Source organism: Paenibacillus profundus, assembly GCF_021369635.1.
In the GTDB taxonomy this organism is placed as follows: domain Bacteria; phylum Bacillota; class Bacilli; order Paenibacillales; family Paenibacillaceae; genus Paenibacillus_B; species Paenibacillus_B profundus.
The window spans coordinates 146,386-170,934 of record NZ_JAJNBZ010000009.1 but is presented as its reverse complement, the minus strand read 5'-3'; the positions used below and the strand labels follow the sequence as shown (position 1 = coordinate 170,934).

Sequence of the window (24,549 nt, the reverse complement as noted above, 5' to 3'; positions counted from 1 at the left end):
AAGGTAAACGGCGCTCAATACTCCATTAACCTGCACTTTTGCAGTTTGCCGTCACTTTATCACCAGTCTTCTAGAAGTGCTGCGAAAACAGCCTCTTTACCGTCAGTCATCACGCATCCCGCTGCGCTATCTCTACTTCATTCGCTCGCTCCTTCTTCCGCTATCATCCCATGGCGGCAACGGGAAGCACGCTGTACCTATCACGAACTGACTCCTGTATAGATGATATCATATACATATTACCGCCAGAGAGAAAGGAGCTTGTCCATGAACGGCAAAGATGCCGCTAGCACGAGCCCTGCATCCGCAGCGCTTCGGCCGCAAGCTAGCCCGCAGCAGACGACCGTGTTCCGCATTCTGCTCGCCATCAGCTTCGTACACTTGTTCAACGATTCGATTCAAGCCGTCATCCCGGCCATATTCCCGATTCTGAAGGACACGATGAACCTGTCCTTCACGCAGATTGGCTGGATTTCATTCGCTATCAACTTTACGGCATCGCTCATGCAGCCTGTCGTCGGCTATGCGGCGGATCGCAGACCTACGCCGGTCCTCCTGCCGATTGGGATGGGATTTACCTTTACCGGTGTGCTCCTGCTCGCCTATGCGCCGAATTATTGGATGGTGCTGCTTGCCGTTATCTTCGTCGGCCTCGGTTCCGCTGCCTTTCATCCAGAGGGCAGCCGGGTTGCCCATATGGCCGCCGGAATGCGCAAAGGTCTGGCGCAGTCCATCTTTCAAGTCGGCGGGAATGCCGGGCAGTCCTTGGCGCCGATGCTGACGAAATGGGTGTTCATTCCGTTCGGTCAGATTGGGGCACTCGGCTTCACGATTATTGCAGCCGCCGGAATCGCTGTGCAGATGTATGTAGCCAAGTGGTATCGCAGCATGCTCGATGCCGGCTACACGTTCAAAAAGCGCCATCAGGCAAGAGCGATGGACCCTGCGAAGCGCAAAAGCATCCTCTGGGCGACAATCATTTTGGTCGTGCTCGTCTTTGTCCGCTCGTGGTACGGGGCTGCTATCGGGAGCTACTATGCATTCTATCTGATGGATGCCTATAAGCTTAGTCTCGATAATGCGCAAATTTATATTTTTCTGTTCCTCGCCGCTGGTGCGGTTGGAACGTTCTTCGGCGGTCCGCTTGCCGACCGCTTCGGCAGACGCAATCTGATTCTCGTCTCCATCGTCGGCACGGTGCCGATCGCGCTGGCGCTGCCGTTCGTCACTCCATTCTGGGCTGCCGTCCTGTTGACCTTGAACGGGTTCATCCTGCTCTCCAGCTTCTCGGTGACGGTTGTTTATGCTCAGATGCTTCATCCAGGCAATATCGGGACCGTATCGGGGCTCATTACAGGCTTCGCATTCGGTATGGGCGGTATTGGCGCACTCGTGCTTGGTTACTTCATCGACGGCTGGGGCATCACAAACGTGATGATCGCATGCGGCTTCCTGCCGATTCTCGGCCTGTTAACGTGGCTGCTGCCTAACGATGCGACGCTGGATGAGTGGGCGAAGGAATTGCCTGAGGATTAATTATTAATGGACGCAAGCGAATAACGCAAAAAACTGGCACCGCTATCTAAAGAGACGCTTGCTCTCCGATAGCGGTTCTTTTATATGTCATATATATATATTTGTTCATGCATCTGATGACATTCATATGCCGTGTATGGTAACGTAACACATACCATTATTTAGACACATTTTAACAAACAGCCCCACTGGGGACTTGCGGCGGTAGCCGCTGAGATCTACAATATTGTCAACTTCCCTAACTGATATATTTTACAGCACACCTTATTGGTTATCGAATAAATATATTCATTGGCAACAGGATGGAAGACAGATGATTTCAACACGGAGGTGACGGAGGATGTCGCAAGAGCAAGACGGGAAACAAGCGATCGAAGCGGTCGAAGAGCATCAGGCTTGCCAGGAACAGCAGGAAGAAGAGGCGGAAGAGTCTGAAGACCGCGAGACGATCAAACACCTCCAAATGGCGATTCAACAAATTAATGAGCTGTATCAGCGGCAACGATATAAAGAGGCGCTGCTGGGGACCGCCCGGCTGCAGCAGCAATATCCGGAGCATCCAACGGTTATGTCGCTCGCTGCGATGGTCCACAAGCCGGTAGCGCCGGACAAAGCGCTGCATTGGGCTGCGGAAGCGCTGAAGCGCGATATTTATCAACCGGATGCCTGGCGGGTGAGAATGTCGGTGTATTACGACCGCGGGGAATGGAGCGCATTCGAGACCGCCGCTCGGCAGCTCGCCCTCGTGGCTCCAGACGACCCGACGCCCCATTTGCTCCTGGCGCAGTACCAAATGCGAAGAGGCGCGCTAGAGCAAGCGCTGCTGTCGCTGGAACGCTGCATTGCCATCGAGCCTGCCGGAATTGCCTATGCCACTTACAGCTATGTACTCGCCCAATTGGAACGTGTTCCGGAATCTAAAGAAGCTGAGCGCAAAGCGCTCGAAATGAACGAAGAACATGCGTATACGTTCATGCAGCTGGCATGGGCGGCAGACCAGCGCGGGGAACATGAGCATTCCCTCAAATTCATGGGAGAGGCGGTTCGCCTTGATCCTGGCGATCAGCAGGTGCGGGAAGAATATATGGATGCGCTGCAGAAGACGCACCTGTGGTTTCGCCTAGTGTGGTGGCCGGCACAACTATTTCAGAAGCTTCAGCCCTTCATTCTCCTTATCATTTGGGTCATTTTCGCCATCATTCAGCCTGCTTTGCTTATCGGCTTCATTGTGCTTCATATTGCAACGTATTGGCTTAGCCGCTTTGTCGTGAATTGGAAAGTATACGGTCGGCCGTGGGTGTCATAAGGCACCCTCTCGGCCTGCGCGGGTGGAACCGTTCAGCTTATGCAATCGTCGTCAGAATGACGCCTACGGCAATCAGCACGACCCCCATCGTTCCCCAGATCGACAGCTTCTCCCCCAGAAACAGAAATGCAAATCCGACAGCCAGCACGACGCTGAGCTTGTCGATGGGAGCGACCTTCGCCACATCCCCTTTTTGAATGGCTAAAAAATAGAACAACCACGACAACGCTCCCGCCACACCGCTTAACACGATGAATAGCAGCGCCTTGCGGTTCGCCAACACTTCGCCGATTTGCGTCAGCTTTCCTTGAACGGCTATGACGCCGATCAGAAACAACGCCATAATGACGGCACGGATCGCCGTGGCCGTGTTTGAATCCACCTGCTGCAAGCCAATTTTGCCAAAAATAGACACGAACGCAGCCATTACGGCAGAGGCCAAAGCAAACCAAAACCAACTTCCCATAGAATTCCCTCCCCTCTTCACCAAATAATAGTATCATGCTCAAGTCGGCAATGATTTACGTACATCGAACTGATGCCGAACTTATCGCAATATATTGAGAACAATTATCAATTATAACAAAAGAGTGAGGTTCCCAACACCCTTTTGAAATAGGAAAATGTTAATAAGTTAAAAACGGTCATTTACATACGTTGCTGGAAACGATATACTAGTGAACGTTTTGGTTCAGGTTCGGGCAAAAGCATTTCATAAAGCATACACCAGTAAAGTTGAAATTAGGAGCCGTTCCTTCATGATAAGTTCTATAAAAAGGAGACGTTCACATGACTGCTTGGCGAAAGCGAACGTTGCACTGGACTCCGGCACGCGTGCTGGTGACCGGGTTTCTGTTTATTATTACGATAGGCACAATTTTATTGAAATTACCGATTTCCACCGCACCGGGACATTCCCTCTCGATCGTTGACGCTTTGTTCACGGCAACGTCCGCCGTGTGCGTTACAGGGCTAGTGGTGGTCGATATCGGGACGACCTTCTCTGCGTTCGGACAAGGGGTCATTATTTCACTCGTTCAAATTGGCGGCATCGGCTTCATGTCCGTGGCGCTGCTCTTCTACTTGATGCTCGGTAAGCGGATATCGCTGCGCGAACGATTGATCCTACAGGAATCGATTAACGCGAACAGCATGGAAGGCATCGTGCGCACGATTAAGCGCGTCATCATCTTTGTATTTGTCATTCAAGGCACCGCAACCGTTATTCTCATGCTGCATTGGTCCAGCCATATGTCGTGGACACAAGCGTTCTACTACGCCCTGTTCCATTCCGTGTCCCTCTTTAACAATGGGGGCTTCGATCTGTTTGGGTCAAGCTTTCAGCAGTATGCGGGAGACTTCTTAACGAACTTAGTCGCTTTTCTGCTCGTCTTGTCTGGCGGGCTCGGCTTCATCGTGTTGGCGGAGCTGTACGATTATCCGAAGTCGCGCCGGCTGTCGCTCCATTCGAAAGTCGTGCTGTCCATGTCAGCGCTTCTAGTCGTTGTCGGAGCCATATTTATATTCATCTTTGAAGTAACGAACCCGAATACGCTCGGATCGTTAACATGGGACGGCAAGCTGTATGCGTCGTTCTTCCAATCCATTTCCGCGAGATCGTCCGGGACAGCGACGCTTGAAATTGCCGATATGCGGCAAGTGACGCAATTCTTCCTCATCATATTGATGTTTATCGGAGCATCGCCGGGATCGGCCGGCGGCGGAATTAAGACGACGACGTTCGCCATTCTGCTGGCGGCCGTGTATGCCATGCTGCGCGGGCGTGAAGATGCGGTATTGTTCCGCCATCGCCTCGCCAAAGACCAAATCGTGAAGGCGTTGACGATTATTTTCCTAGCGCTGTTCATGGTGCTGTCCGTGTCCATGCTGCTTGCCGTAACAGAGGACGAGCCGTTCATCAGCATATTGTTCGATACAGTGTCCGCCGTAGCCACCGTCGGAATGTCCATGGGATTAACGCCGGAGATGACGCCTTTCGGCAAGCTGGTCATCTGCATGACGATGTTCATCGGACGGATCGGCCCGATGACGCTCGCCTATGCGCTCGGCAACCGCAAGGAGCAATCCTTGTTCCGTTATCCGGAAGGCAAGATTATGATTGGGTAAGGAAAAAATGAAGAGGCAGCAAGCGCCGGTGCGCTGCTGCCTTTTTTCGTGCTTTTTGCATATATGGAAATACAGAACGATTAGGAAGCCGTCGGAGCATCGCTCGATAGCACGGACTCTTGTTGCGCTTTTTGCTTGCTTGAAGGAATGAGCAGATTCAGAATCAGAGCGGCGAGCGCGCCGACTGTAATGCCGGAAGACAGGACGTAGACAGCGAAGTCCGGCAATCCGTCCAATGCGCCTTGCGGCAGCACCGTCACCGCCATCGTGAGCAGAATCGGCACGCCGATAATCATCATGGCCCGCTCATCCAAATCGACGAACTGGATGACCTTCAGCCCGTTCACGACAATCGCTACGCAGACGACGCCGAAGATGCCGTTAATGACAGGCTCTGGAATGCAAGTAATCGCAGCCGACAGCTTCGGCATGAGACCCAGGGCGATAAGAATTCCCCCTCCGGCCATAATCGCCATCCGGCTTCCTACACCCGTCACCGCGATAAGCCCTGCATTGGAGGAATAGCCGGTCATCGGCGTGCCCCCGAACAATGCGCCGACGAAGCAGCCCAAGCCTTCTCCGGCTGCCGCGCGATTCAAGCGCTCATCCGTCAGCTCCTTCCCCGTAATGGAGGAAATGACGAACCATGTTCCCGTCGTTTCAATCAAAATAATAAAATAGACAAACATCATCGTCAGAATGGCACTTAAATCAAACACGGGTGCGCCAAACGGAAAGAAGCTCGGCAAGGAAACCCAGTCTGCGTCGGCTACCGGCGCAAAATCAACCGTTCCTAAGAAAGATGCCACCACAGTGCCGACAACGATCGCGACAATGACCGAAATGAGGCGCGATACAGTACCTAGACCTCTGGATTGACGTCCCAGCAGCATGCATGCGATAAGCACACCTGCAGATATAGCGGCGATGAGGATGTTCGTCCACAGATCCCCTGGCGCTCTATAAATATTATTCATGCCGGTCGGCATGAGCGAAATGCCTACAATTAGAATGACCGTACCGCCTACAAGCGGAGGGATCACACGGCGTACCGCCTTGGCGAACCATTTCAGCGGCATGCCTAGCAGAATCATCAGCAGCGCGCCGGGAATGAGACTTCCTGTCATCGCGCCCAGCCCAAGCTTGCTTCCGATAGCGCCAATAGCGCCGATTGGCACATACGATGGTCCTTGTACGACAGGCAGCCGTAAGCCGAAGCCCGTCTGAATCAACGTCGCAATTCCAGTTCCAAGAAAGCACATTTGAATAAAAAATGAAGTGTCAGCTGCGCTTAACGAAAGCAATCCGGCAATGATAATGGGCGCAATGTATAAATCCATCGCCAAGACGTGCTGAAGCCCGAGAATGAAAGCTTTCCCCATACTGATCTTATCGTCGACGCCGACGACAAGCGTATTTGTCTTCGCTGGTTGTTCCATGAGTGATATCAGCTCCCAATTTTCTGTATCGTTCCGTATATGATTTTTATCACAACCTGATTATAGTGCGAAGTTTTATTTTTGTATAGGAAAATTACGAATATTTTTTAGTTTTATATTTAAATTGTTCGTCTTTAAGGTTGACTGCAACGTCTATTTTCCCTAAAATGAGCTTATGTAACGCTTGAAAAACGAAAGTACCAGTAAGGAGTCATTTAGAGTATTCACTTCCAAATAAAGGGGACTAATGAAATCATGATCGTCAACGACGCCGTATTGCACAATGAATGGATAGTGGCCTGCCGTGCTCAGGACCTTCAGGAGAAGCCGATGCAGGTGCTGATTATGGGAGAACGTGTCGTCTTGTTCCGCACAGAAGAAGGGGTGCATGCCTTTAAAGATTTGTGCGTGCATCGTGGTGCGGCGCTGTCGCAAGGCTGCGTAAAGGATGGAAAGCTGGTCTGTGCCTACCATGCATGGGAATTCGACGCTTCCGGCGCCTGCGTAGGCATTCCGCAGCTCCCGAAAGAGCAGGCTATTCCTACCAAAGCGCATGCAATCACATACGGGTGTGAAGAACGTTATGGCTTCATTTGGGTCAACCTTGGCCAAGCGGACGCGCCATGGTTCCCATTCCCGGAATACGGTGCCGCCGGATGGCGCAACGTCATCTGGGGACCGCAGACCGTGGCGGCGAAGCCACCGCGCATCGTCGAGAACTTCTTGGATGTCGGCCATCTGGCTATCGTCCATGAAGGCTATTTGGGGGTTGAAACGCATACGGAAATCGGAGATTATCGTGTACACCGCGTACCGGAAGGCATCCGTTCCGAGGAAATCGCTATATTCCAGCCAGATCCGGATGGTTCGGGGCAAGCGAAGCACGTGTATTACACTTATGAGATCGCACGTCCGTTAACGGTGAAATTCACGAAGCGCGACAACGAGACCGATCATCTCATGTCCATCGTGCTGACGGTGCAGCCGAAGGATGCGGACACCTCAATTGCATATGGAGTGCTCTCTTTCAATTACGATACCGGCATGGCTGATGAGGAAATAACGAGCTTCCAGGATATGATTTTCGCGCAGGACAAGCCAGTGGTTGAGAATCAGAAGCCAGAGGATTTGCCGCTTGACCTGCAGGTGGAGCTGTCGCTCAAATGCGACCGTGTCAGCATTGCCTACCGCCAATATCTGAAGGAGCTCGGCGTCGTCTGGGGAACGGCCTGAGACAGCGATGACCGATCACTTAGTCTGGGGCCTGGAAAGGTGCCCAGGCTTTTTTGCATGCAATGTGATCGACTTCGTCTCCAGCACGGCACCGACGTCCAACCTTTACCCCATATAACGGATGAATTCCGCAGCGGGTTTTCGTGGAGACGCAGCACTCGCTTTTTCTATTCCGCGGTGGAGCCCGGAGTAAGTTCCATTGGAAAATATACATTGAAATGTACGGACTCGGCGGCTAAACGGCATGTAGACTGTAATTTGTCCAATGGATCCGGCTGTTTTTCAGCCATTAGTGAGGATGGAGTGTCGAATCATTGGAAGAATTCCAATGAAACCTACCATAAAGGGATATACGCTGCTGTTTCACTGGACACAATCCAATGGATGAGCAAGTAAATAACTAGTTACTAAGATGTCATCCAACCTGAGCAATATGGAGTATAGTAAGAAACATGTGATGGACATGATCATTCATTCTATGAAAAATTACGGCTAAACACTCATCGGCTTCCCTCACGGGAGCCGATGAGCCTAGCGCACGGCTATATTACCGCCAACTTACTCCTAAGATTAACTCAAGTTGCCCGGTACCGATTTGGATACGCGTCCGGTCTTCACGCATGCAGCTTGCGCTGCGGGACGGATAATTTTCATGCCTGTCACCTCCTTGCAATGAGTGGAGCGGTACGTACATTCAGCCTCGCTAGAGCAGAACGGCCGCATTCGCTCTGTGCAATTCGTTCTATACATCCACCGCCGCTGCCGCTTCCTCGGCCTGCGTCTGCAGCCAAATCGTGCGCAGCACCTTCTTAATTTGGCGCTTCTCGTAGGAGCAAGGACGGTTGCCCGAACGCATCCGATAGAGCGGACAGTGATTGCCTTGGCATGCCGGGCGGAAGAAGCAAGCCCGACACTTCTCATCCGTTTCTTCTCCAGACGTCGTCCACAACGCCAGCTTGTCCATATCCAACTCCAGTTGGCCATCTGCATGAATGCGACCGAGTTGATTGTTCACTTGGTCGATGGCGACCGAGCATTTGTACAGCTTGCCGTCCGAACCGACAATCATCGAGTTCGGCTTCGCCGCGTAGCAGACCGCCCCGGTCGGCAGCAAAATGTCAGAGATGAAGGAACTTACGTTCAAGCCTTCTTCTATCGCCCGCTCGTTGAATTCCCAAATCTTCTTATCCTTAGTCCGATCATCGCAGACCGGCAGCGTAAGATCGTTCTCGCCGCCCATGCAGCCGACCGGACGAAAATACACTTTAAAGCGTGGATCGTCCGCGAACAAATCGCGCAGCATCGGAATGAACCGGTCGACCGCCTCCAAGTTGCTGTTGTCGAAATTGACCCGCAAATTGATCTCGAACGGCCGTTCCACAGACTTGAGCGACAGCAGATTGTCTACAATCCGCTGATACGTTCCGCCCCCGCCATGCAGGCCGCGGCGCACATCATGCGCCTCCTCCGGCCCGTCCAGCGTAACCATCAGGCGTTCCACACGCCAGTCGAGGAGCTGCTCGAACCGTTCCCGCGTCAAGAAATAGCCGTTGGTCGACATTTCCGCGTTGTAAGTCACGCCGTACTTTTCACACGTCGATATAAACGACTTGGACAGCTGCTCAATAATTTGCGGAACTAATAGCGGCTCGCCTCCATGCCAACTAATCGTCAGCAGATTAAGCGTCTTCGCACGCTGCTCGATATATGCTTCCAGACCGGCAATGACCTCTTCGTGCATTCGGCCGCGCGGAAAAGATTCATAGCAGTAATGGCAGCGGAAATTGCATGCCTCCGTCACGAGCAGCACTAAATGCATCGAATCCAACTGGTGCATCGCGTGATGAAGGAACTCGGCCCGGCGCAGCTCGTCCGTGTCCGCCTGCACGAGAAATCCATGCTCGATCAGTTGGTCATGCAGCCCATCCTCCGATTGATGCGCCGACTGGTTCGGCCGCAGCCACCCTAACACGCGCTCCCGCTCTTCCGGCGAGAAAGAAGCTAGGGCACCAGAGTAGCTATTGTATAGTACGAGACCCCCATCATCCACTTGCGTTTGCGCATTGAAGCGCGACGGGCGCCATTGTTTCACTTCTTGATTCATCAAACGTTCCCTCACTTGTTCTGTCTAGATCTGTAGTATCGACAACTATATATCATGCCGTGATACGAGGCGGCTCACAATGACACCTGTCACGTTTCTTGTGAATCAATGCACGCATACTCGATAGGCAAGTACAAAAAAGAACCCTGATCCTCTTCGTATGAAGAAGCCGGGTTCCCGACACGCGCTCGCGCTATTTCAGCTTAATGCTGGCACTATCCGCCTCATTTCCTCTCGTCAGCTTCTGGAACTGCATCAGCATGGCTGCACGCCATGGGAGCAGCATACCGAACGCAAGGATGAAGAAGATGGAGGCGCTTTGCGAGATAGACACGTGCTGTTCCACCACATCATGCAAAATGAGCCGTAAAATCAATAAGGCAATAATCACAATGATAAACATGTTGGAACGTTTCAAATATATCTCGCCGCCGTTCATCTCGAACTTGGAAGTGCGTATCAGCGGATACGAGAAGCAGATCGCACCGACTAGAAAAGCGGCAATTCCCCACGTCCACGGAATGCGCATCGCTGGAACGACAAACATTAAAAAGCCGGTAGCCATTCCTATAGGCGGCATAATTATTTTCTTGGCGGACGTCGGCTTATTGGATGCGCGCAAACGCAGCACAATGACGGCCGTTCCAGCAAACAGCGAAACAATTAACGATAGAAGCTGCGACGACACCATGGCTTGTGACATGGCAATTCACCTCGGTATGTTAAATAATAAAAATAATCGATAGGCACGTCTTGCAATCTTTTGTCTATGATTTATTTTACATGATTATGTCCTTTCTTACAAAAGGTTCGCCTGTGCTCAACACTCCCACAGATCCAATATCATACAGAATAGAGATGCCAACTAATTTCTCACACGAGGAACACACAAGAAACGTATCCTAAAAAAGAAGGCGACCTCTCTCCGATTAAACCGGGAGTGATCGCCGCTTCACAAAATGATAAGGTTATATCCGCTTTCTTTTGTAGCGGGTCACAATTACGCAAGCCAGGCCAAGCACCGCCAAAGAGACGACAGTCGTGACGGCTTCCTGCATGCTGCCTTGCGTCGTGCTGCCGCCTTGTCCGGGTGGCCCGCCCGGGCCTCCGCCAAAGCCGCCGGCTCCTCCTGGTCCGCCTTGGCCTCTTCCAGTACCAGCGGCGCCTCCCGCTCCACCTAGGAATCCGCCGGGTGGCTCCATTCCACCTTGCCCATTGCCCAATCCATTGGCGCCCTCCGGCACCACTTGCTCAGCCTGTCCGTTTGGAGCGCCAGCGCTCTGATTATTCTGAGCAGCGTTGTTGCCTTTATTTGCTTGATCATTCCGGCCGTTCTGGGCAATTGCCTCCCCAGCTGCGGCAGCATCGTTATTGCCAGCGTTATTCACTCCCGGCATCCGTTCTCCTCTGCCTCCTCCCGGACCGCCGAAGCCACCGCCGCTTCCACTCCCGTCGCCAGAGGATGCAACTGTACCGTCAAGCTGCTGGGCGATATTTTCGACCGTGCTGGCATTTGTATCAGTCAACTGCTCTACAGCTTTTTGATACTGCTCAAATGTGTAGAAAGCAGTCGGATCCTGTTCGACACTGGCAGATATCATGTCCGCTACTTGCTGTACCCGCGCCGCAAATGACTCGGAAGACAGATACCCCTCGATCGAAGTGCTGATCATTTCATGATACATATCCTTGTATTCATCTACGGCGAGAAGCTTCGCGATAAGCGGCCGTTCTGACAGAGCACCTTGAGTAGGCTCATCTATCAGCACACTCGCCCCTCCCGGTCCTCCCCCGAAAGCCATATTATAGTCCCATGGCAGGATCGAAAAAACACCGTCATTTTCATACAAATAATAGTTTTGTTTGTTGGATCCAAGGTAACTGTCCCAATTGACGGTAACCACATTGAGAGCGATGTATTTCAGCACTTCCTCCACATCGAGCACCTGTTCATAATCGGAACCGTTGTTCAGTTCATTTAGCATGTCGATTAAAGCTTTGCCGTTAGAAGCTTTGGATTTCAATACAAGCCCGGAATAGGAAGCGGCATTATCACCCAACCACGACAATTCGGTTCCGCTGCCGTTGAACTCTGCTTTGTACAGATCCCCATACGTATTGCCGAAATTCCGTTCCAGATAAGCGTCACCCACTTGTTCCACCGACAAATAACACCCTCTCAGTTCCCCATTCACATATACATTTACGAAGGAGAATCCAGGCGTGGGCAGCCCCATTTTCTCAGCAAGCTCATAGGTTAGAAATTCCTTCATATAAGAGGCATCACTGTAATTGTTGTTTAAGTTAATTTTGCTGATACCGTACAATGTCTGATTCGATAAATATTCGTCAAACGACAGCTTAAAGCTGTATCTGTCAGAATCGGAGTTGACCACGCTTCTTAAGCTTAGATTTCCTTTGGTCCTTATGCCCACATTGTCGAGATGAATACCGTTATAATCGACAGCAGCTATCTTCATCTCTTCTGCCGAGGCATTGTCCAACATATCTTGAAAATCATCTTCGTCTAATGTAATTTTCACGTCGACGACTTTATCCTTTGGAAATACATTTTGATTGATCTCGGCGATTTTATCGGATGAAGAAGGACTATCCATAACTTCCATTGCTCCATCCTTAAAAAAGGTCATCATTCCGGCTGTGATAATGATGAGCAGTGCAACGCCTGCGCACAACATAATTGGTAAGGCGGATTTGAATCTCATGTTCCCACCTCCTGTCATTGAGATACATAATCGCCGCTGTAGCTGATTAACACAGCATTGCTCACTCCGGATAGCTTCGTAATTTCATTAACGAAACGTGGATCATCCTGACCCAAGCGAACCTCCACTGTCATTTCGACGCCAGAGTCCGTGACCGTTTTTTGCTTCACGTTAAAGCGTTTGACCAGCGAATTAAGCTTCTGCAGGATAGCCTGTTCACTTTCAGCAGAATCACAGTTGACTACGAGCAGATAAGGCGTCTCAAAAGAAGCACTTTTAATGAAAATAAATAACACCATGCCAACAATAACGGAGCCGATAACGGCCAGTGTATAAAATCCTGCACCAGTGACAATGCCAGCCACGGCCGCCCAGAACAGGAATATCAGATCCGTAGGATCCTTAATCGGCGTTCGAAAGCGGACGATACTCAATGCGCCTACCATCCCTAGCGACAGCACCAAGTTAGAATTTATCGCGATGATGACAAGTGCGGTTATTAAGGTCATGCCAATCAGCGATACGTTAAAGCTCTTGGAATACAGCACGCCGCTGAACACCCGCTTATATAACAAATAAATAAAGAGTCCGATGACGAATGCGATAGACATCGTCAGCAAAATGGTGATGATACTAATGTCCGAGTTGAAATTTTCAAGCACCGATTTTTTGATAAGATCGGAGAAGTTGGTCGATGTATTCTGATCCATTATTGATCCTCCCATGTGTTGAATTTTAAATATTTGCGGCAAATCACATACTTAGAGTTAGATTGCCGAATCAATCCTTCGGTCTGAATTGCGGTTCGAATGTATTCAGGCAGAAATTCGTCATACTTTACCTCGAATACGATGGCATTGTTATCATAGGCATCAATCGTGTTCAAGTCTGGGTTGAAAATGTGGATGGCGTTTAATCCTGTTTTTAGATGCTTGTCGAACGTAATTCTTACATTTCCCGCCCTGGATACATACGCCTCACGCACGTAATCGACGATAACTTTGGGTCTTAGCAGCCTGTTCTTTATCTCGCGGTATACCTCAAACAGCAGCGGTCTTTCCGGAATGTTGAGCACCTCGTAATGTCCTGCCAAGATGGAGTCCACCATTTCTCTGGTTAGCGGTTCTTTCACTTTGGCAATGTAATCGTTAAATTTGATTTTTTTCTCCAAGTGAATGACACGATCCGAGAAGTTGTAAATCCGGATCCGATATTTCTCCCGATCCCGGACTCCGCCCAGCTTCTCATGCAGCGCTTTGTTGTCGATATCATCGAAATAGAGGCTGCGGATATGATACTCGCCACTCACTTCAGCATGCTTGTCCCTTTGCAGCACATTGATCAACTGTTGACGGATGATGTGATACTGATGATGGTTCATGTGATATTTTAATTCGTGACGGAACTTTAATGACGGATTCAATGGATACACCTCTTTCTGCTAAATGGATAATTCCGCATGGGCGAGGCCTGGTACGGCAAGGTACAATGGTGTACGGGACATAGGTGCATACTTGCTGCATCTGCTGCTTTACAAACACTTTACAATGCGTAACCAATTTTTCGCTGAATAGAACCTGAATGCAAACTGAAAGTTTTCAGCATATTTCATTTTGGGGTTGAATAAAGTGCACCGTTACGATTTGATAAAGAGAACAGCATATTTAAATGAGAGGAGCGAGGAGCATGGGTGGAAAAAAGAGAATTTGGGTACTCGGAGCGATGCTAATCATGTTCATTGCAGCAGCTTGCGACTCAGAATTGTTGCAGGCGGAGGAAGCCGCTTCGGTGAAGCCTAAGTCGCTTGTGACCACGTTCAAGGGCGATCCCCGCGCGAGCCGGTCCTTCACGTGGCATACGAACAACCCCGATACGGCAGCCATCTTACAAATAGCCAAAGGGACGCACCCCGAAGCATTAGAGGGGCAACAGGTTATTACGATAAAGGGGACGACGACTACAATAGATATTGGCAAGGGTCGTCTTCAAGGGGTTCATAAAGTAAATGCGGATAATCTTGAGTCGGGAACCGACTATACGTATCGTGTCGGAAACGGCGATCCTGACGGATGGAGTGAACCAGCCACGTTCACGACCGAAGCGGAAGGATTGACCGATTTTACCTTCATTAACGTTACCGATTCTCAAGGTGTGACGGACAGCGATTTCAAGCTTTGGGGACATACATTAAATCAGGCATTCGGGAAGTTTCCAGATGCGCGGTTTATCGTGCATAATGGCGATCTGACAGAGAATCCCGAAGACGAATCGGGGTGGGACTATTTTTTCAAGGAAGCGAAAGCGTGGTTGACGCGGTTCCCTCTCATGCCGGCGACAGGCAATCACGACGAAGTAGACGAGAATGCGGACCGTTATGTATCGCATTTCAACGTTCCTGACAATGGGGCAGATGGCTCTATTCCAGGGACAACCTACTCGTTCGATTACGGGCCCGTCCATTTCGTTTTTTTAAATACAGAATCGAATATAAAAGGGCAAACCAAATGGCTGCGCCAAGATTTATCTGCCACAGATAAGTCGTGGATTATCGTAGCTCTGCATCGCGGTCCGTACGGCGGCAATCAGGATAAATCCATACTTAAGCGATGGGTTCCCGTGTTCGACGAGTTCGGCGTCGATCTGGTGCTGCAAGGACATAACCATGAATATTCTCGATCGTATCCTTTGAAAGACGACCAAATCGTTGCAGAAGGAAAAGGAACGGTCTATGTCGTGACCAATGCTTCAGGAGCAAAATTAAATGTGAAGAAGAAGGATAAATATTATCATCAAGTCCATTTTCAGCCTGACAAGCAAATGTTCGCGGGCATTCGCATCAATGGCGACACCCTGACCTACCAAGCATACGATATTGACGGAACGAAGCTGGACGAATTCGTGCTCAAGCATTAAACTGCAGCCAACACGATGACATCCCACTTGAAAAAGCTGAGGCGACCAAGTTCGCCTCTCTAACTCCGATGCTCGCGCTCCCCTTCAGTCAGAGCAGCTGCCTGCGATGGTGTTTGCGACTTCACCCTTCTGCTCGTTCTCCCCCTGAGTCAGGACATCTGACCGGGGACGGTGTTGCTCACTTTACTCTTCTGCTCATTCTCCCCTTCAGTCAGAATATCTGTCCTGCCACGGGGTTCAACTCTGCTCTTCTGCTCACTCTCCCCTTCAGTCAGAACAACATCTGGCCTGCCACGGGGTTCAACTCTACTCTTCGCTCACTCTCCCCTTCAGTCAGAACATCTGTCCTGCCACGGGGTTCAACTCTACTCTTCCGCTCACTCTCCCCTTCAGTCAGAGCAACTGCCTGCGATTGTGTTCGCGACTTCACCCTTCTGCTCGTTCTCCCCCTGAGTCAGGACATCTGGCCGGGGACGGTGTTGCTCACATTACTCTTCTGCTCATTCTCCCAATCAGTCAGAACATCTGGCCTGCCACGGGGTTCAACTCTACTCTTCCGCTCACTCTCCCCTTCAGTCATGACATATACCGGCAAGTGAGTGTTCTTTTTGCTGCTCTCCCGGTGAATCAGAAAGGATAACGGACACAAATCGTGAAATTAGTAATCTACATTGCGAGAAAAGGCAGAGATTTGGTTGGCTCACATGGTGAAGCATTTCTGAACATTGGGGAGAGTGGAGCTAAGGGCATAATAGCCAGCAGTTCACCGAGGCAAAAATTAAATATAGAAACCAGGGGGGGCGTTCAACAAATCATATGATTGTTCAAAAAGCGCACTTTTCCTAAATTGTTGCTTCATGAGTTAGAGCACTTGCCTCTCAATTAGTAACGTTCCTGAGCATTGAGGAGAGACCACACCAACACACTAAAAAAAAGACAGACCGTCAGACCATAAGTTCTGACGGTTCTGTCCCTTCAAACATGGATCAGTGATGGCACATTGTATCTACTGAAATGCTTCTCTCGTCTCAACACTATCAGCCGATCGCCTACTGTCCTTGAGGCCTCGTTCTGCGCGTCGCTACCGCTTCATGCGGGTCATCTGGCCAATAGTGCTTTGGATATCGTCCTTTTAAGTCCTTTTTGACGTCAAAGTACGTCGTCTGCCAGAAGCTTGCCAAGTCCTGCGTCACCTGCACCGGGCGCTGTGCCGGCGAGAGCAGATGCAGCGTCAGCGGCACCTTGCCCATCGCGATGCGCGGCGTCTCCTTCAGGCCGAACACTTCCTGCAGTCGCACGGCCAATACGGGCCGCTCTGGATCGCTATAATCAATCGCGATGCGTGATCCGCTCGGCACGGCAAGATGCGTAGGCGCCTCTTGCTCAAGCTGCTGCCGCATGTCCCAGGGCAGCATGGATTCGAGCACGGCGCTGACGTTCAGCTTCTGCAGATCGTCACGGCTCTTCATGCCGTAGACATGTGGGCCGAGCCACTCCTCCAGCGTCGCGAGGAGGGTCTCGTCACGGGCATCGGGCCAATCAGGCCAATGCCCGTGCATGAATTGAAGCCGCGCCTGCAACTGATGCGCGTGCTTCGTCCATGGCAGCAGGGCAAGCCCCTCTTGGGCGATGCCCTGCTGAAGGGCGCGCAGCACCGCGTCCGCGTCTGGCGCGGGGTGCTGCGCGTCTTTGAGCATGAGCGCACCAAGGCGAACACGCTCGCGGGCACGAACGGACTTCGTCGTCCGGTCCCACGCGATGTGCGCTTCGCGCGTCATGTCAGCGGCGAAGTGCTGTTCCAGCGTGGAGCGCTCTAGCGGCGTCGCAAGCAGGATGCGGCTGTCAGCGCCCTGATCGTCCAGATGCAACGCGACCAAGTAAGGAGACTGCGCCAATGGAGAATTCGCAGCCGCTGCTTGCGAGAATGCCGCACCGCGACCGTTCCGCAGCAGATAGCGCCCGTCCGCGCGCCGCTCGGCTATTCGGTCCGGATAAGCGAACGCGGCCAGCAGACTCCATGCCTGTGCTTCATCCTGCACGGCCTCCGGTCTGGACATCTGCACCGGATCGGTGCAAATTTGCTTCCCCGTGCCAATCCCAAAAACACGCATATACTGCTCCGCCTGCTCACGTATGCGGTGAATCGCTGCTGTATCTATCTGCTCCACTCGCCCGGCGAGGCGCTGCTTTCCGCCCGCGGCGTGAATGAGCGCCTCCATACGAAGGCGCACATCCGGGTCTGGCGGCCCAGCACCGGGGCCGCTGCGAACAATGTCGCGCTCACCAAGCAGCGCGGCCAGCTGGCATGCCGTCTGCCCCAGCCCGAGCGGCACGGCCTGCACGATCATATGCGCGAACCGTGGGTGCAGGCCGGAACGGGCCAGTGTGCGGCCGTGCGGCGTGAGCGCCCCGGCAGCAGTCAATGCCCCGAGCTGCTGCAGCAGCTCTGCAGCCTGATTCAGCGCCGGGACCGGCGGCGGCGTCAGCCACTGCAGTTCAGCGGCTTCGGCACCCCACACCGCAAGCTCCAACGCCAGCGGCGTCAAGTCGGCGTCAAGCAGCTCCGGTGTGCCATGCGCTGGAAGCTGTGCCTGATCCTGCTCCGTCCAGAGCCGGTAGCAGACGCCGGGGCCCAGACGCCCCGCCCGCCCACGCCGCTGATCCGCGGATGACCTGGAGACAGGCACCGTCTCCAGCCGAGTCATCCCCGTTCGCGGCGAGAAGCGCGGCACCCGCATCAGGCCGCTGTCGACGACGACGCGAACGCCTTCCACGGTCAAGCTCGTCTCCGCGATCGCGGTGGCAAGCACTACCTTGCGGCTGCCTTTTCGGCTTGGAGCGATCGCTGCGTCTTGCGCCTGCGGTGAGAGCTGCCCAAATAGCGGTGCAATATTTACCTGCGCCCCTGGCGATTGCGCCCGCAGCGCCTCGGACAGCGCCTCTTCTACACGCCGGATCTCACCCGCTCCCGGCAGGAATACCATAACGTCGCCGTCATGGCGGGAAAGGGCCATCATGACGGCACGCACAGCCTTCTGCTCCAAGCGGGCATCGTCCCGACGGGTTAAATAATGCGTATCCACCGGGTAACTGCGCCCACGGCTTTCTACAATCGGCGCTCCACCCAGCATGTCGGATACAGGTTCCGCTTCCAATGTGGCCGACATGACCAAGATGCGGAGATCGTCACGCAGTACTGCCTGTGATTCAATTGCGAGCGCAAGCCCTAGATCCGCATGCAAATGACGCTCGTGGAATTCGTCGAAAATAAGGAGACCGACCCCATCTAGTGAAGGGTCGTCCTGAAGCATACGCGTCAGAATCCCTTCCGTAATGACTTCTACTCGGGTTTTGGCGCTAACCTGCGTATCTAAGCGCACGCGATAACCGACTGTGTCCCCGACATTCTCTTCGAGCGCCTGCGCCATGAAGCGCGCAGCCGAACGCGCAGCGATACGCCTTGGCTCAAGCATCAGGATCCGCTGTCCTTGCAGCCACGGCTCCTCCAGCAGCGCAAGCGGCACTCGCGTCGTCTTCCCTGCGCCCGGCTCGGCCACAAGAACCGCCCCTGTGCGCTCCGACAACGCCTGCTTCAGTGCCGACAGCACTTCATCTATAGGTAAATGCGTATGCATCACAATCACTCCAACCATAGAAAACTGCACTTTTGTCCATTATACCCCTGTCCATCATAGACAAGATAGCTTTGTAATTCCAGTAGCGACAGATAGCTCGCAGCTCACAAAATGCAAGAAAGCCGCTCCAAAGAGCGGCATCTAGCCAGAAGGTCTGGCAGCTTGGTCAGAGAGCGATGTTACGATTGCGTTCCTACCTTGGCTTGCATACCAAGCGAGTAGGTGCTCGGATGACGGCGCATCAATACAGAGAAGCTGATCATGACCGCAAGGATGACGGTACTGACGATGACAAGCGAAGTGGTGACAGACAGTGTATCGGTCAATACCCCACTTACGACAGGACCAAGCATCATGCCGACGGCATGTATCATATTGAACAGCGCGTACGCAGCACCGTAATCTCCGCCCGCGTCATCTTTGTCGACAATACTGCCGAGCGTTGGCAGCGTCGGCGATAACGTGAAGCCGACCGCAGCACCGATAAGGCATCCTGCAAGCATCATAAGCGGCACGGTGCTCGCCATGACGATAAGCGGCAGGGTGATTGCCAATCCGGCCAGGCCGAACAACATGAGCCGGAACGGATTATAACGCACGGCAAGCGAACCGGAAATCGGCGCGATCAAGCCGTAGCATAAGGTCATCGCACCGAAGAGCAGGCCAAGCGTCAGCGGGGAGAGCTGGAACCGTTCCGTCACATACACGGGAAGAAGCGGCTCAAGCATCGTCAATGTTGTCTCCGCCAATAGAATGACGCATGCAATGAACAGCACGGTGCGATGGCGCAGGAGAGAAAAGGTTCCCCCTTCCGCAGGGCGGTCCATCCGCTTCGGCTCACGCAGCAGAACAAAGACTAATATAGAGATAAGCGTCGTTAATCCCATTGCAAACCAGAACGGCGTATGATGGTCCCCCACTTCGAACAGCCAGCCTCCGATGGGAGCGCCGAGCAAGGAACCGGAGGAAATGCCAGTCATGGCAATCCCCATGACCGCTCCGCGCATCGGGCCCGGGAACAGATCCGCCAGCAAGGCCAATGCCGCCGTCCAGGACGCTGCCGCTGCCAGACCCTGAATGAAACGGGCCAAGATGAGCGTCATTGTCGTCTGAGAGAAGACGAACAACAGCGTGGCAGCAACCATGCAGATGAGTCCCAAAATAATCGTCTTGCGCCGCCCGAGACGATCGGTAATACGACCGAATATCGGCGTGGTCAAGAACAACGCCGCCGCATAGCTTCCGAATAAAATACCCAGCGTCGTTGAAGACATCTGGTATTGTTCCGTGAAATAAGGTACGACAGGAATGAATAAGCTGTACAGCAACATGTCAACGAACAAAATACTAATAACCAATACAAGGCCAACCCACTGCGTACGTGTCAGTTGTCGCAGTAACGACATAAATCCCACTCCTAAAACTATTTCGTTTTTTTAAGTTTTATTACACCGAACCAGCTCTTATCGGATTGGCTCAGCAGAGACGGCACCGTCGCCCTTTTAGAGCTAGGCACACCGTCTCTGCTGAGCACGTCCTCACATGCATCATCTCTCAGTCAATTCATTATCACGCGGAACGAGTCCGTACATAATGACATCGGCAATGGCTTCCAATGCTTCAGGCAGCGAGATGTTCTGCTGCGCGAAAAACCGCTGATCCAAAGTCGAATTCACTGCATCCAGAATGACCTTCATAATAAAGGCCGCGTTTTGCCTGCGAATCGTCCCTTCTTCCATCCCTTGTTCAATAAGAACACGCAGCGTATCCCAATCATCCTTCAGCGCCTCGTCAATCTTCACCCACTGTTCCGGGTAGACGCGCTTCATCTGTTCCAAGATGCGAATATCGTATAGTTCAAAGTGATTCGGCAGAACGGTCATCACGGCTTTCATCTTATCCATTAAAGATAACGATTTGTCCTCAATAATCTCGTTCGTCTTCGCGTCGCTCTCTTGCAGCGTCTGCTCGATGATCGTATCGAGCACTTCCGCCTTCGAAGAGAAATGCTCGTACAGCGTACGCTTGCTAACGCCCAGTCTCCGAGCCAAATCGTCCATCGTAAACTTGATGCCTTTGTCCTGAAGCTCTTCCATAAAAGCCTTCATAATACGTTCGCGCATGGATATGAGTACCACCTCCAAAACGGTAGTGTTAATGGATTGTCAACAAAACTAATAAAACATTAGTAGTTTTCCTAGTTATTATATTATGCATTATAGCTTATGACGAGCTTTGGCTGCAAGCTAAAAAAGGACTCCCCTAAGGCTTATCAGCCTTCAGGAAAGTCCCTTCTCCTATCGTTTATTATTCGTGATGCCGCTGCAAGAACTCGACCATGGCGCGATATACGCGCATTTCATTTACCTTCTTGGAGAATCCGTGCCCCTCATCATCCAGTACAATGTACTCGACATCACGGCCCTTGTCCTTGAGCGCCTGAACAATCTGATCCGACTCCGCCTTGACGACGCGCGGGTCGTTCGCTCCTTGAATGACGAGCATCGGGTTGGTCATGCCGTCCAGGTACGTAATCGGCGAATCGTAAATAAAACGCTCCTTGTCCCGCTCCGGATCGCCGACCCAGCGCTCCATCAGCGGCTTCCAATGATCCGGCACGGAATTATAGAACGTGAACAGGTTGCTCACGCCAAAAATATCGACTGCCGCCCGGAAATAGTCGGCATGCCGGCCATGAAGCAGCAGCGTCATGTAGCCGCCGTAGCTGCCGCCGACGACGAACAGGCGCTCCTTGCTCGAAATGCCCTGCTCGAACAGCCAATCCATCGCAGCGACGCAGTCGAGGCGCGGTCCTTCGCCCCAGTCGCATTCCACCATCTTCGTGAAGGCGCTGCCATATCCGGTGCTGCCGCGGAAGTTCGGCGCGAATACGTGGTAGCCCTGTGCCAGGAAATATTGGAACATGCTGCGGAATTGCTTGCGCTCCGCCGCCTGAGGTCCGCCGTGCGGCCAAAATATCGTATAGCCGTTCGCCTGCTCCTCCTTCGCCCGGAAGAGAAGCGCTTCTATCTCCATGCCGTCATAAGAGCGGTACGTCACCACGACCGGCTCGACGAGCTGCTCATGGGCAAGCCCCGTCACAACGTTGCGGGTAAGCGACTTCCAAGCTCCCTGCTCATATTTATAAATGTTCGCCGGAGAAGAAGCGCTCCGTCCTAGCACATACAGATTGCCAGAACGCGCGGACTGCAGCTGATCGACGACTGCGACCGGAAGCGGCAGCTGCGTACACTGTCTGGAATCGTAGTGAATGAGATATAAGCGGTCTTCCACTCCTTTTTCCGTAACGAGGTACAAGCTCCGGTTCTTTTTATTCCATTTCAGAATCTTGGCGCTTTCTTGCGGAATCCGGCATACTTCTGTAAATTGGCGGGTCGGAATATGATACTGCGCGACATAAGCGTAATCCGCATCATAATCCGTCAGGAACACAATCGTATCGTCATCGATGAACGACGCATCGCCGGAAATGTGAACGGCATCGGCCGACGGGGTCAGGCACAGATCCTCCGTTTCCGTACGCACGTAGTTAACGCGGTATGTATTGCCGTAAGATTTGGCATACACGAAGCGCTGGCCATTCGGGCTGATGTCGTCGAGATCGGTCAATGTGCCGGTCCCCTCGAGAATAAGCTCGTCTTCCTGCGTAAGCAAGTTGTAGCAGCGGCTGTTCAAGAAATTGGGATTGCCGCGGCTAGTCGAATAATACATGCGCTCTCCGTCTTCGGATAGACGAACGAAGAACATCTTATCATTCTCGCCCGCTTCGATGAGCGCAAGCGGCGCACCGCCGGATGGAAGAAGCGCATGGATATGATAGTTCTCGTTCCCGTCATGATCGAATCCGGTCAAAATATAGCGTTCTTCCGGATCAACGGCGATAAAGTCGCTCGCTTGATTGCAATATGTGAGCGGGTACGGAAACAGAGTATCCCCATTTAAATCCACTGCCCATAGGTTAAAGTGCCCGTTCATGTTGCTGCTGAACACGATGCGGCTTTCATCCGCACTTACTGTAAACTGCCGAATCACATACGTCTGGAAATATTGCTCTACATCCGGCTTCGGAAAACGTATCATATCAGTTCCTCCTTTGCGCCAAATCGCTAATCGGGATGAAAATTCATCCCAAAGTTTGGCATTCAATCTTTTTTATCATAGCTTGTAATTGAGTGTCCTGTAAAGTGGCGGCCTAACGCACAAACAGCCGCAGCGACCGCACTGCGGTTGCTGCGGCCCGTAAAGAAGCATGTCATTTATCGGCCGGTCTATTATGATATCCGTTCTCTTCGTACGGCTGCAATTTATTCAACCACTGTTCTTCTAACTTTTTCAGCCGTGACACATATTTCTTCCGATCCTCGTCATTTGCGACATACTCTTCTTCCGGCTTCAATTCTTCTAACAGATGGAACTCGAAGGCATCCTCCCCATCGCGCTTCCAGTCTTCACTCAGTCTCTTATTGATATGGCCGCCCATATTTAACGTGAAGTAGAGACCGTTCCGCTTTCCTTCTACATTCATGGCACTTGCTATGAACCATTTTCCGCTTTGTTTATGCTTCAGGCCGTATACTCCCATCAGCCGATGGGAATGGGCGTACAAATTACCCGCCTGCTTTCTCTCTTCTGGTTTCATTGTATTGCACCTCTTTCATATCTATTACACTGACTTCAACGCGTTTACTTCATCACCCAATACGCGCTGCCATCGGGAAGACGATCCATGAAGCCGTACTCGATCAAATACCGACGCAGCGTGACGTAATCGTCGTCATGTACCGTCTTCAGGATTTCGTTCACTTCCTTCTCCGTATACCGCTTCTGCGCATCGAACCGCTGCATCAAGTGAGTCAAAATGACGATCTTGCGCTTCTCCTTCTTCGGAAATTCGGAAATCGGCCCATCCAATCCCTCCGTGAAGTACTGATGCAAAATTTTTACCCGCTCCTCCTCCGTCACCGCATAGCGCTCGTCGACCATCGTGGCCGTCCGGTGCGCATGCACGAACTTCGGCCGCTGGTCTGATTTTGAGTCGGCCAGCTCCATCAACGCCAGGAACAGCTTCGCTTGCTTCATCTTCTCGCGCAGCGTGAACCGGTGATTCCGAATCGTGGAAGCGCTGCCCCCGCCCATCAGCTTCAAAATCTCGTTGTCGCTCCGGCCCTCATGGAAATGGAACAGCAGCTCCTTCTGCAGATCGGTAAGTCCGGTCAGCTTCTTATCCAGCGTGAGCAAATAATGGAGCATGGACGTATGCTGCTCCGCAATGTGCAGCTCTGTATATTTTTTCGCTTCATATAACACGTTCTCGTGTTGATAAACGATACCATTCGTGAACCGTTCTCCGCAGACGAGACACACGTACTCTTCAGCTTGCGCATCATACATATACCCCTTCTTCAATTCATCGATCGATGCGTTCCAAAATAGATCCGATATCGATTTATCCATAAACATTCACCCTTATTGTTTGGTTAATATATAAACATTATATTTTATTGTTTGT

General features: G+C 52.0%; 19 protein-coding genes. 5 read left to right on the top strand and 14 right to left on the bottom strand.

What is annotated here, in order from left to right; translation table 11 throughout:
• Nucleotides 1-267: 267 nt before the first annotated feature.
• Together LQV63_RS13810 and LQV63_RS13805 are read left to right on the top strand one after the other, a co-directional pair.
• Complete coding sequence (locus tag LQV63_RS13810; protein WP_233697149.1) at nucleotides 268-1,536, top strand: MFS transporter; 1,269 nt, start codon at nucleotides 268-270, stop codon at nucleotides 1,534-1,536.
• Between the two features lie 340 nt (nucleotides 1,537-1,876).
• On the top strand, nucleotides 1,877-2,842 hold the full coding sequence (locus LQV63_RS13805; protein ID WP_233697148.1) for a tetratricopeptide repeat protein: 966 nt from the start codon (nucleotides 1,877-1,879) through the stop codon (nucleotides 2,840-2,842).
• Between the two features lie 37 nt (nucleotides 2,843-2,879).
• Here the strand turns inward: LQV63_RS13805 and LQV63_RS13800 are convergent, their stop codons facing one another.
• On the bottom strand, nucleotides 2,880-3,308 hold the full coding sequence (locus LQV63_RS13800; protein WP_233697147.1) for an EamA family transporter: 429 nt from the start codon (nucleotides 3,306-3,308) through the stop codon (nucleotides 2,880-2,882).
• Nucleotides 3,309-3,631: 323 nt separating this feature from the next.
• Between LQV63_RS13800 and LQV63_RS13795 the strand changes: the two genes are divergently transcribed.
• Nucleotides 3,632-4,969 carry a TrkH family potassium uptake protein gene (locus LQV63_RS13795; protein WP_233697146.1) on the top strand — a complete coding sequence of 446 codons (1,338 nt, stop codon included), beginning with the start codon at nucleotides 3,632-3,634 and terminating at the stop codon, nucleotides 4,967-4,969.
• A gap of 80 nt (nucleotides 4,970-5,049) precedes the next feature.
• On the opposite strand, the gene LQV63_RS13790 is transcribed toward LQV63_RS13795, so the two are convergent.
• Entirely contained in the window at nucleotides 5,050-6,408 is a 1,359-nt protein-coding gene (locus LQV63_RS13790) for a nucleobase:cation symporter-2 family protein (protein ID WP_233697145.1), read from the bottom strand.
• Between the two features lie 255 nt (nucleotides 6,409-6,663).
• On the opposite strand from LQV63_RS13790, the gene LQV63_RS13785 reads away from it, so the two are divergent.
• Nucleotides 6,664-7,641: an aromatic ring-hydroxylating oxygenase subunit alpha gene (locus tag LQV63_RS13785; protein ID WP_233697144.1), complete on the top strand. Its 978-nt coding sequence runs from the start codon at nucleotides 6,664-6,666 to the stop codon at nucleotides 7,639-7,641.
• 570 nt (nucleotides 7,642-8,211) lie between these two features.
• Here LQV63_RS13785 and LQV63_RS13780 read toward each other — a convergent pair.
• The 6 genes from LQV63_RS13780 to LQV63_RS13755 form a co-directional block, all read right to left on the bottom strand.
• Complete coding sequence (locus LQV63_RS13780; protein ID WP_233697143.1) at nucleotides 8,212-8,391, bottom strand: hypothetical protein; 180 nt, start codon at nucleotides 8,389-8,391, stop codon at nucleotides 8,212-8,214.
• A complete protein-coding gene (locus LQV63_RS13775) occupies nucleotides 8,384-9,745 on the bottom strand; it encodes a radical SAM/SPASM domain-containing protein (protein WP_233697142.1) in 1,362 nt (453 codons plus the stop codon). The genes LQV63_RS13780 and LQV63_RS13775 overlap by 8 nt, the downstream gene beginning before the upstream one ends.
• Before the next feature lie 193 nt (nucleotides 9,746-9,938).
• The gene (locus LQV63_RS13770) at nucleotides 9,939-10,448 is read right to left on the bottom strand and encodes a CcdC family protein (protein ID WP_019419436.1); all 510 of its coding nucleotides are present in this window, start codon (nucleotides 10,446-10,448) and stop codon (nucleotides 9,939-9,941) included.
• A 265-nt stretch (nucleotides 10,449-10,713) separates the two neighbouring features.
• A complete protein-coding gene (locus tag LQV63_RS13765) occupies nucleotides 10,714-12,471 on the bottom strand; it encodes a CotH kinase family protein (protein ID WP_233697141.1) in 1,758 nt (585 codons plus the stop codon).
• Nucleotides 12,472-12,485: 14 nt separating this feature from the next.
• Nucleotides 12,486-13,181 carry a DUF4956 domain-containing protein gene (locus tag LQV63_RS13760; protein WP_233697140.1) on the bottom strand — a complete coding sequence of 232 codons (696 nt, stop codon included), beginning with the start codon at nucleotides 13,179-13,181 and terminating at the stop codon, nucleotides 12,486-12,488.
• On the bottom strand, nucleotides 13,181-13,894 hold the full coding sequence (locus LQV63_RS13755) for a polyphosphate polymerase domain-containing protein (protein ID WP_233697139.1): 714 nt from the start codon (nucleotides 13,892-13,894) through the stop codon (nucleotides 13,181-13,183). Before LQV63_RS13755 ends, LQV63_RS13760 begins: the two co-directional genes overlap by 1 nt.
• A gap of 263 nt (nucleotides 13,895-14,157) precedes the next feature.
• Between LQV63_RS13755 and LQV63_RS13750 the strand changes: the two genes are divergently transcribed.
• A complete protein-coding gene (locus tag LQV63_RS13750; RefSeq protein WP_233697138.1) occupies nucleotides 14,158-15,384 on the top strand; it encodes a purple acid phosphatase family protein in 1,227 nt (408 codons plus the stop codon).
• A gap of 1,049 nt (nucleotides 15,385-16,433) precedes the next feature.
• Here the strand turns inward: LQV63_RS13750 and hrpB are convergent.
• From hrpB to LQV63_RS13720, 6 genes are all read right to left on the bottom strand, one after another.
• A complete protein-coding gene (hrpB, locus tag LQV63_RS13745) occupies nucleotides 16,434-19,019 on the bottom strand; it encodes an ATP-dependent helicase HrpB (RefSeq protein ID WP_233697137.1) in 2,586 nt (861 codons plus the stop codon).
• Between the two features lie 179 nt (nucleotides 19,020-19,198).
• Nucleotides 19,199-20,425 carry an MFS transporter gene (locus LQV63_RS13740; RefSeq protein WP_233697136.1) on the bottom strand — a complete coding sequence of 409 codons (1,227 nt, stop codon included), beginning with the start codon at nucleotides 20,423-20,425 and terminating at the stop codon, nucleotides 19,199-19,201.
• 141 nt (nucleotides 20,426-20,566) lie between these two features.
• Nucleotides 20,567-21,142, bottom strand: a complete 576-nt coding sequence (locus LQV63_RS13735) for a TetR/AcrR family transcriptional regulator (RefSeq protein WP_233697135.1) — start codon at nucleotides 21,140-21,142, stop codon at nucleotides 20,567-20,569.
• A 184-nt stretch (nucleotides 21,143-21,326) separates the two neighbouring features.
• On the bottom strand, nucleotides 21,327-23,120 hold the full coding sequence (locus tag LQV63_RS13730; RefSeq protein WP_233697134.1) for a S9 family peptidase: 1,794 nt from the start codon (nucleotides 23,118-23,120) through the stop codon (nucleotides 21,327-21,329).
• 172 nt (nucleotides 23,121-23,292) lie between these two features.
• Nucleotides 23,293-23,679 carry a GIY-YIG nuclease family protein gene (locus tag LQV63_RS13725; protein WP_019419426.1) on the bottom strand — a complete coding sequence of 129 codons (387 nt, stop codon included), beginning with the start codon at nucleotides 23,677-23,679 and terminating at the stop codon, nucleotides 23,293-23,295.
• Between the two features lie 44 nt (nucleotides 23,680-23,723).
• Complete coding sequence (locus tag LQV63_RS13720) at nucleotides 23,724-24,494, bottom strand: DUF2087 domain-containing protein (RefSeq protein WP_233697133.1); 771 nt, start codon at nucleotides 24,492-24,494, stop codon at nucleotides 23,724-23,726.
• Between the last annotated feature and the right edge of the window lie 55 nt (nucleotides 24,495-24,549).

Coding starts and splice junctions, on each gene's coding strand:
- LQV63_RS13810 (WP_233697149.1), top strand. CDS start 268: ATGAACGGCAAAGATGCCGCTAGCACGAGCCCTGCATCCGCAGCGCTT.
- LQV63_RS13805 (WP_233697148.1), top strand. CDS start 1,877: ATGTCGCAAGAGCAAGACGGGAAACAAGCGATCGAAGCGGTCGAAGAG.
- LQV63_RS13800 (WP_233697147.1), bottom strand. CDS start 3,308: ATGGGAAGTTGGTTTTGGTTTGCTTTGGCCTCTGCCGTAATGGCTGCG.
- LQV63_RS13795 (WP_233697146.1), top strand. CDS start 3,632: ATGACTGCTTGGCGAAAGCGAACGTTGCACTGGACTCCGGCACGCGTG.
- LQV63_RS13790 (WP_233697145.1), bottom strand. CDS start 6,408: ATGGAACAACCAGCGAAGACAAATACGCTTGTCGTCGGCGTCGACGAT.
- LQV63_RS13785 (WP_233697144.1), top strand. CDS start 6,664: ATGATCGTCAACGACGCCGTATTGCACAATGAATGGATAGTGGCCTGC.
- LQV63_RS13780 (WP_233697143.1), bottom strand. CDS start 8,391: ATGTATAGAACGAATTGCACAGAGCGAATGCGGCCGTTCTGCTCTAGC.
- LQV63_RS13775 (WP_233697142.1), bottom strand. CDS start 9,745: ATGAATCAAGAAGTGAAACAATGGCGCCCGTCGCGCTTCAATGCGCAA.
- LQV63_RS13770 (WP_019419436.1), bottom strand. CDS start 10,448: ATGTCACAAGCCATGGTGTCGTCGCAGCTTCTATCGTTAATTGTTTCG.
- LQV63_RS13765 (WP_233697141.1), bottom strand. CDS start 12,471: ATGAGATTCAAATCCGCCTTACCAATTATGTTGTGCGCAGGCGTTGCA.
- LQV63_RS13760 (WP_233697140.1), bottom strand. CDS start 13,181: ATGGATCAGAATACATCGACCAACTTCTCCGATCTTATCAAAAAATCG.
- LQV63_RS13750 (WP_233697138.1), top strand. CDS start 14,158: ATGGGTGGAAAAAAGAGAATTTGGGTACTCGGAGCGATGCTAATCATG.
- hrpB (WP_233697137.1), bottom strand. CDS start 19,019: ATGCATACGCATTTACCTATAGATGAAGTGCTGTCGGCACTGAAGCAG.
- LQV63_RS13740 (WP_233697136.1), bottom strand. CDS start 20,425: ATGTCGTTACTGCGACAACTGACACGTACGCAGTGGGTTGGCCTTGTA.
- LQV63_RS13735 (WP_233697135.1), bottom strand. CDS start 21,142: ATGCGCGAACGTATTATGAAGGCTTTTATGGAAGAGCTTCAGGACAAA.
- LQV63_RS13730 (WP_233697134.1), bottom strand. CDS start 23,120: ATGATACGTTTTCCGAAGCCGGATGTAGAGCAATATTTCCAGACGTAT.
- LQV63_RS13725 (WP_019419426.1), bottom strand. CDS start 23,679: ATGAAACCAGAAGAGAGAAAGCAGGCGGGTAATTTGTACGCCCATTCC.
- LQV63_RS13720 (WP_233697133.1), bottom strand. CDS start 24,494: ATGGATAAATCGATATCGGATCTATTTTGGAACGCATCGATCGATGAA.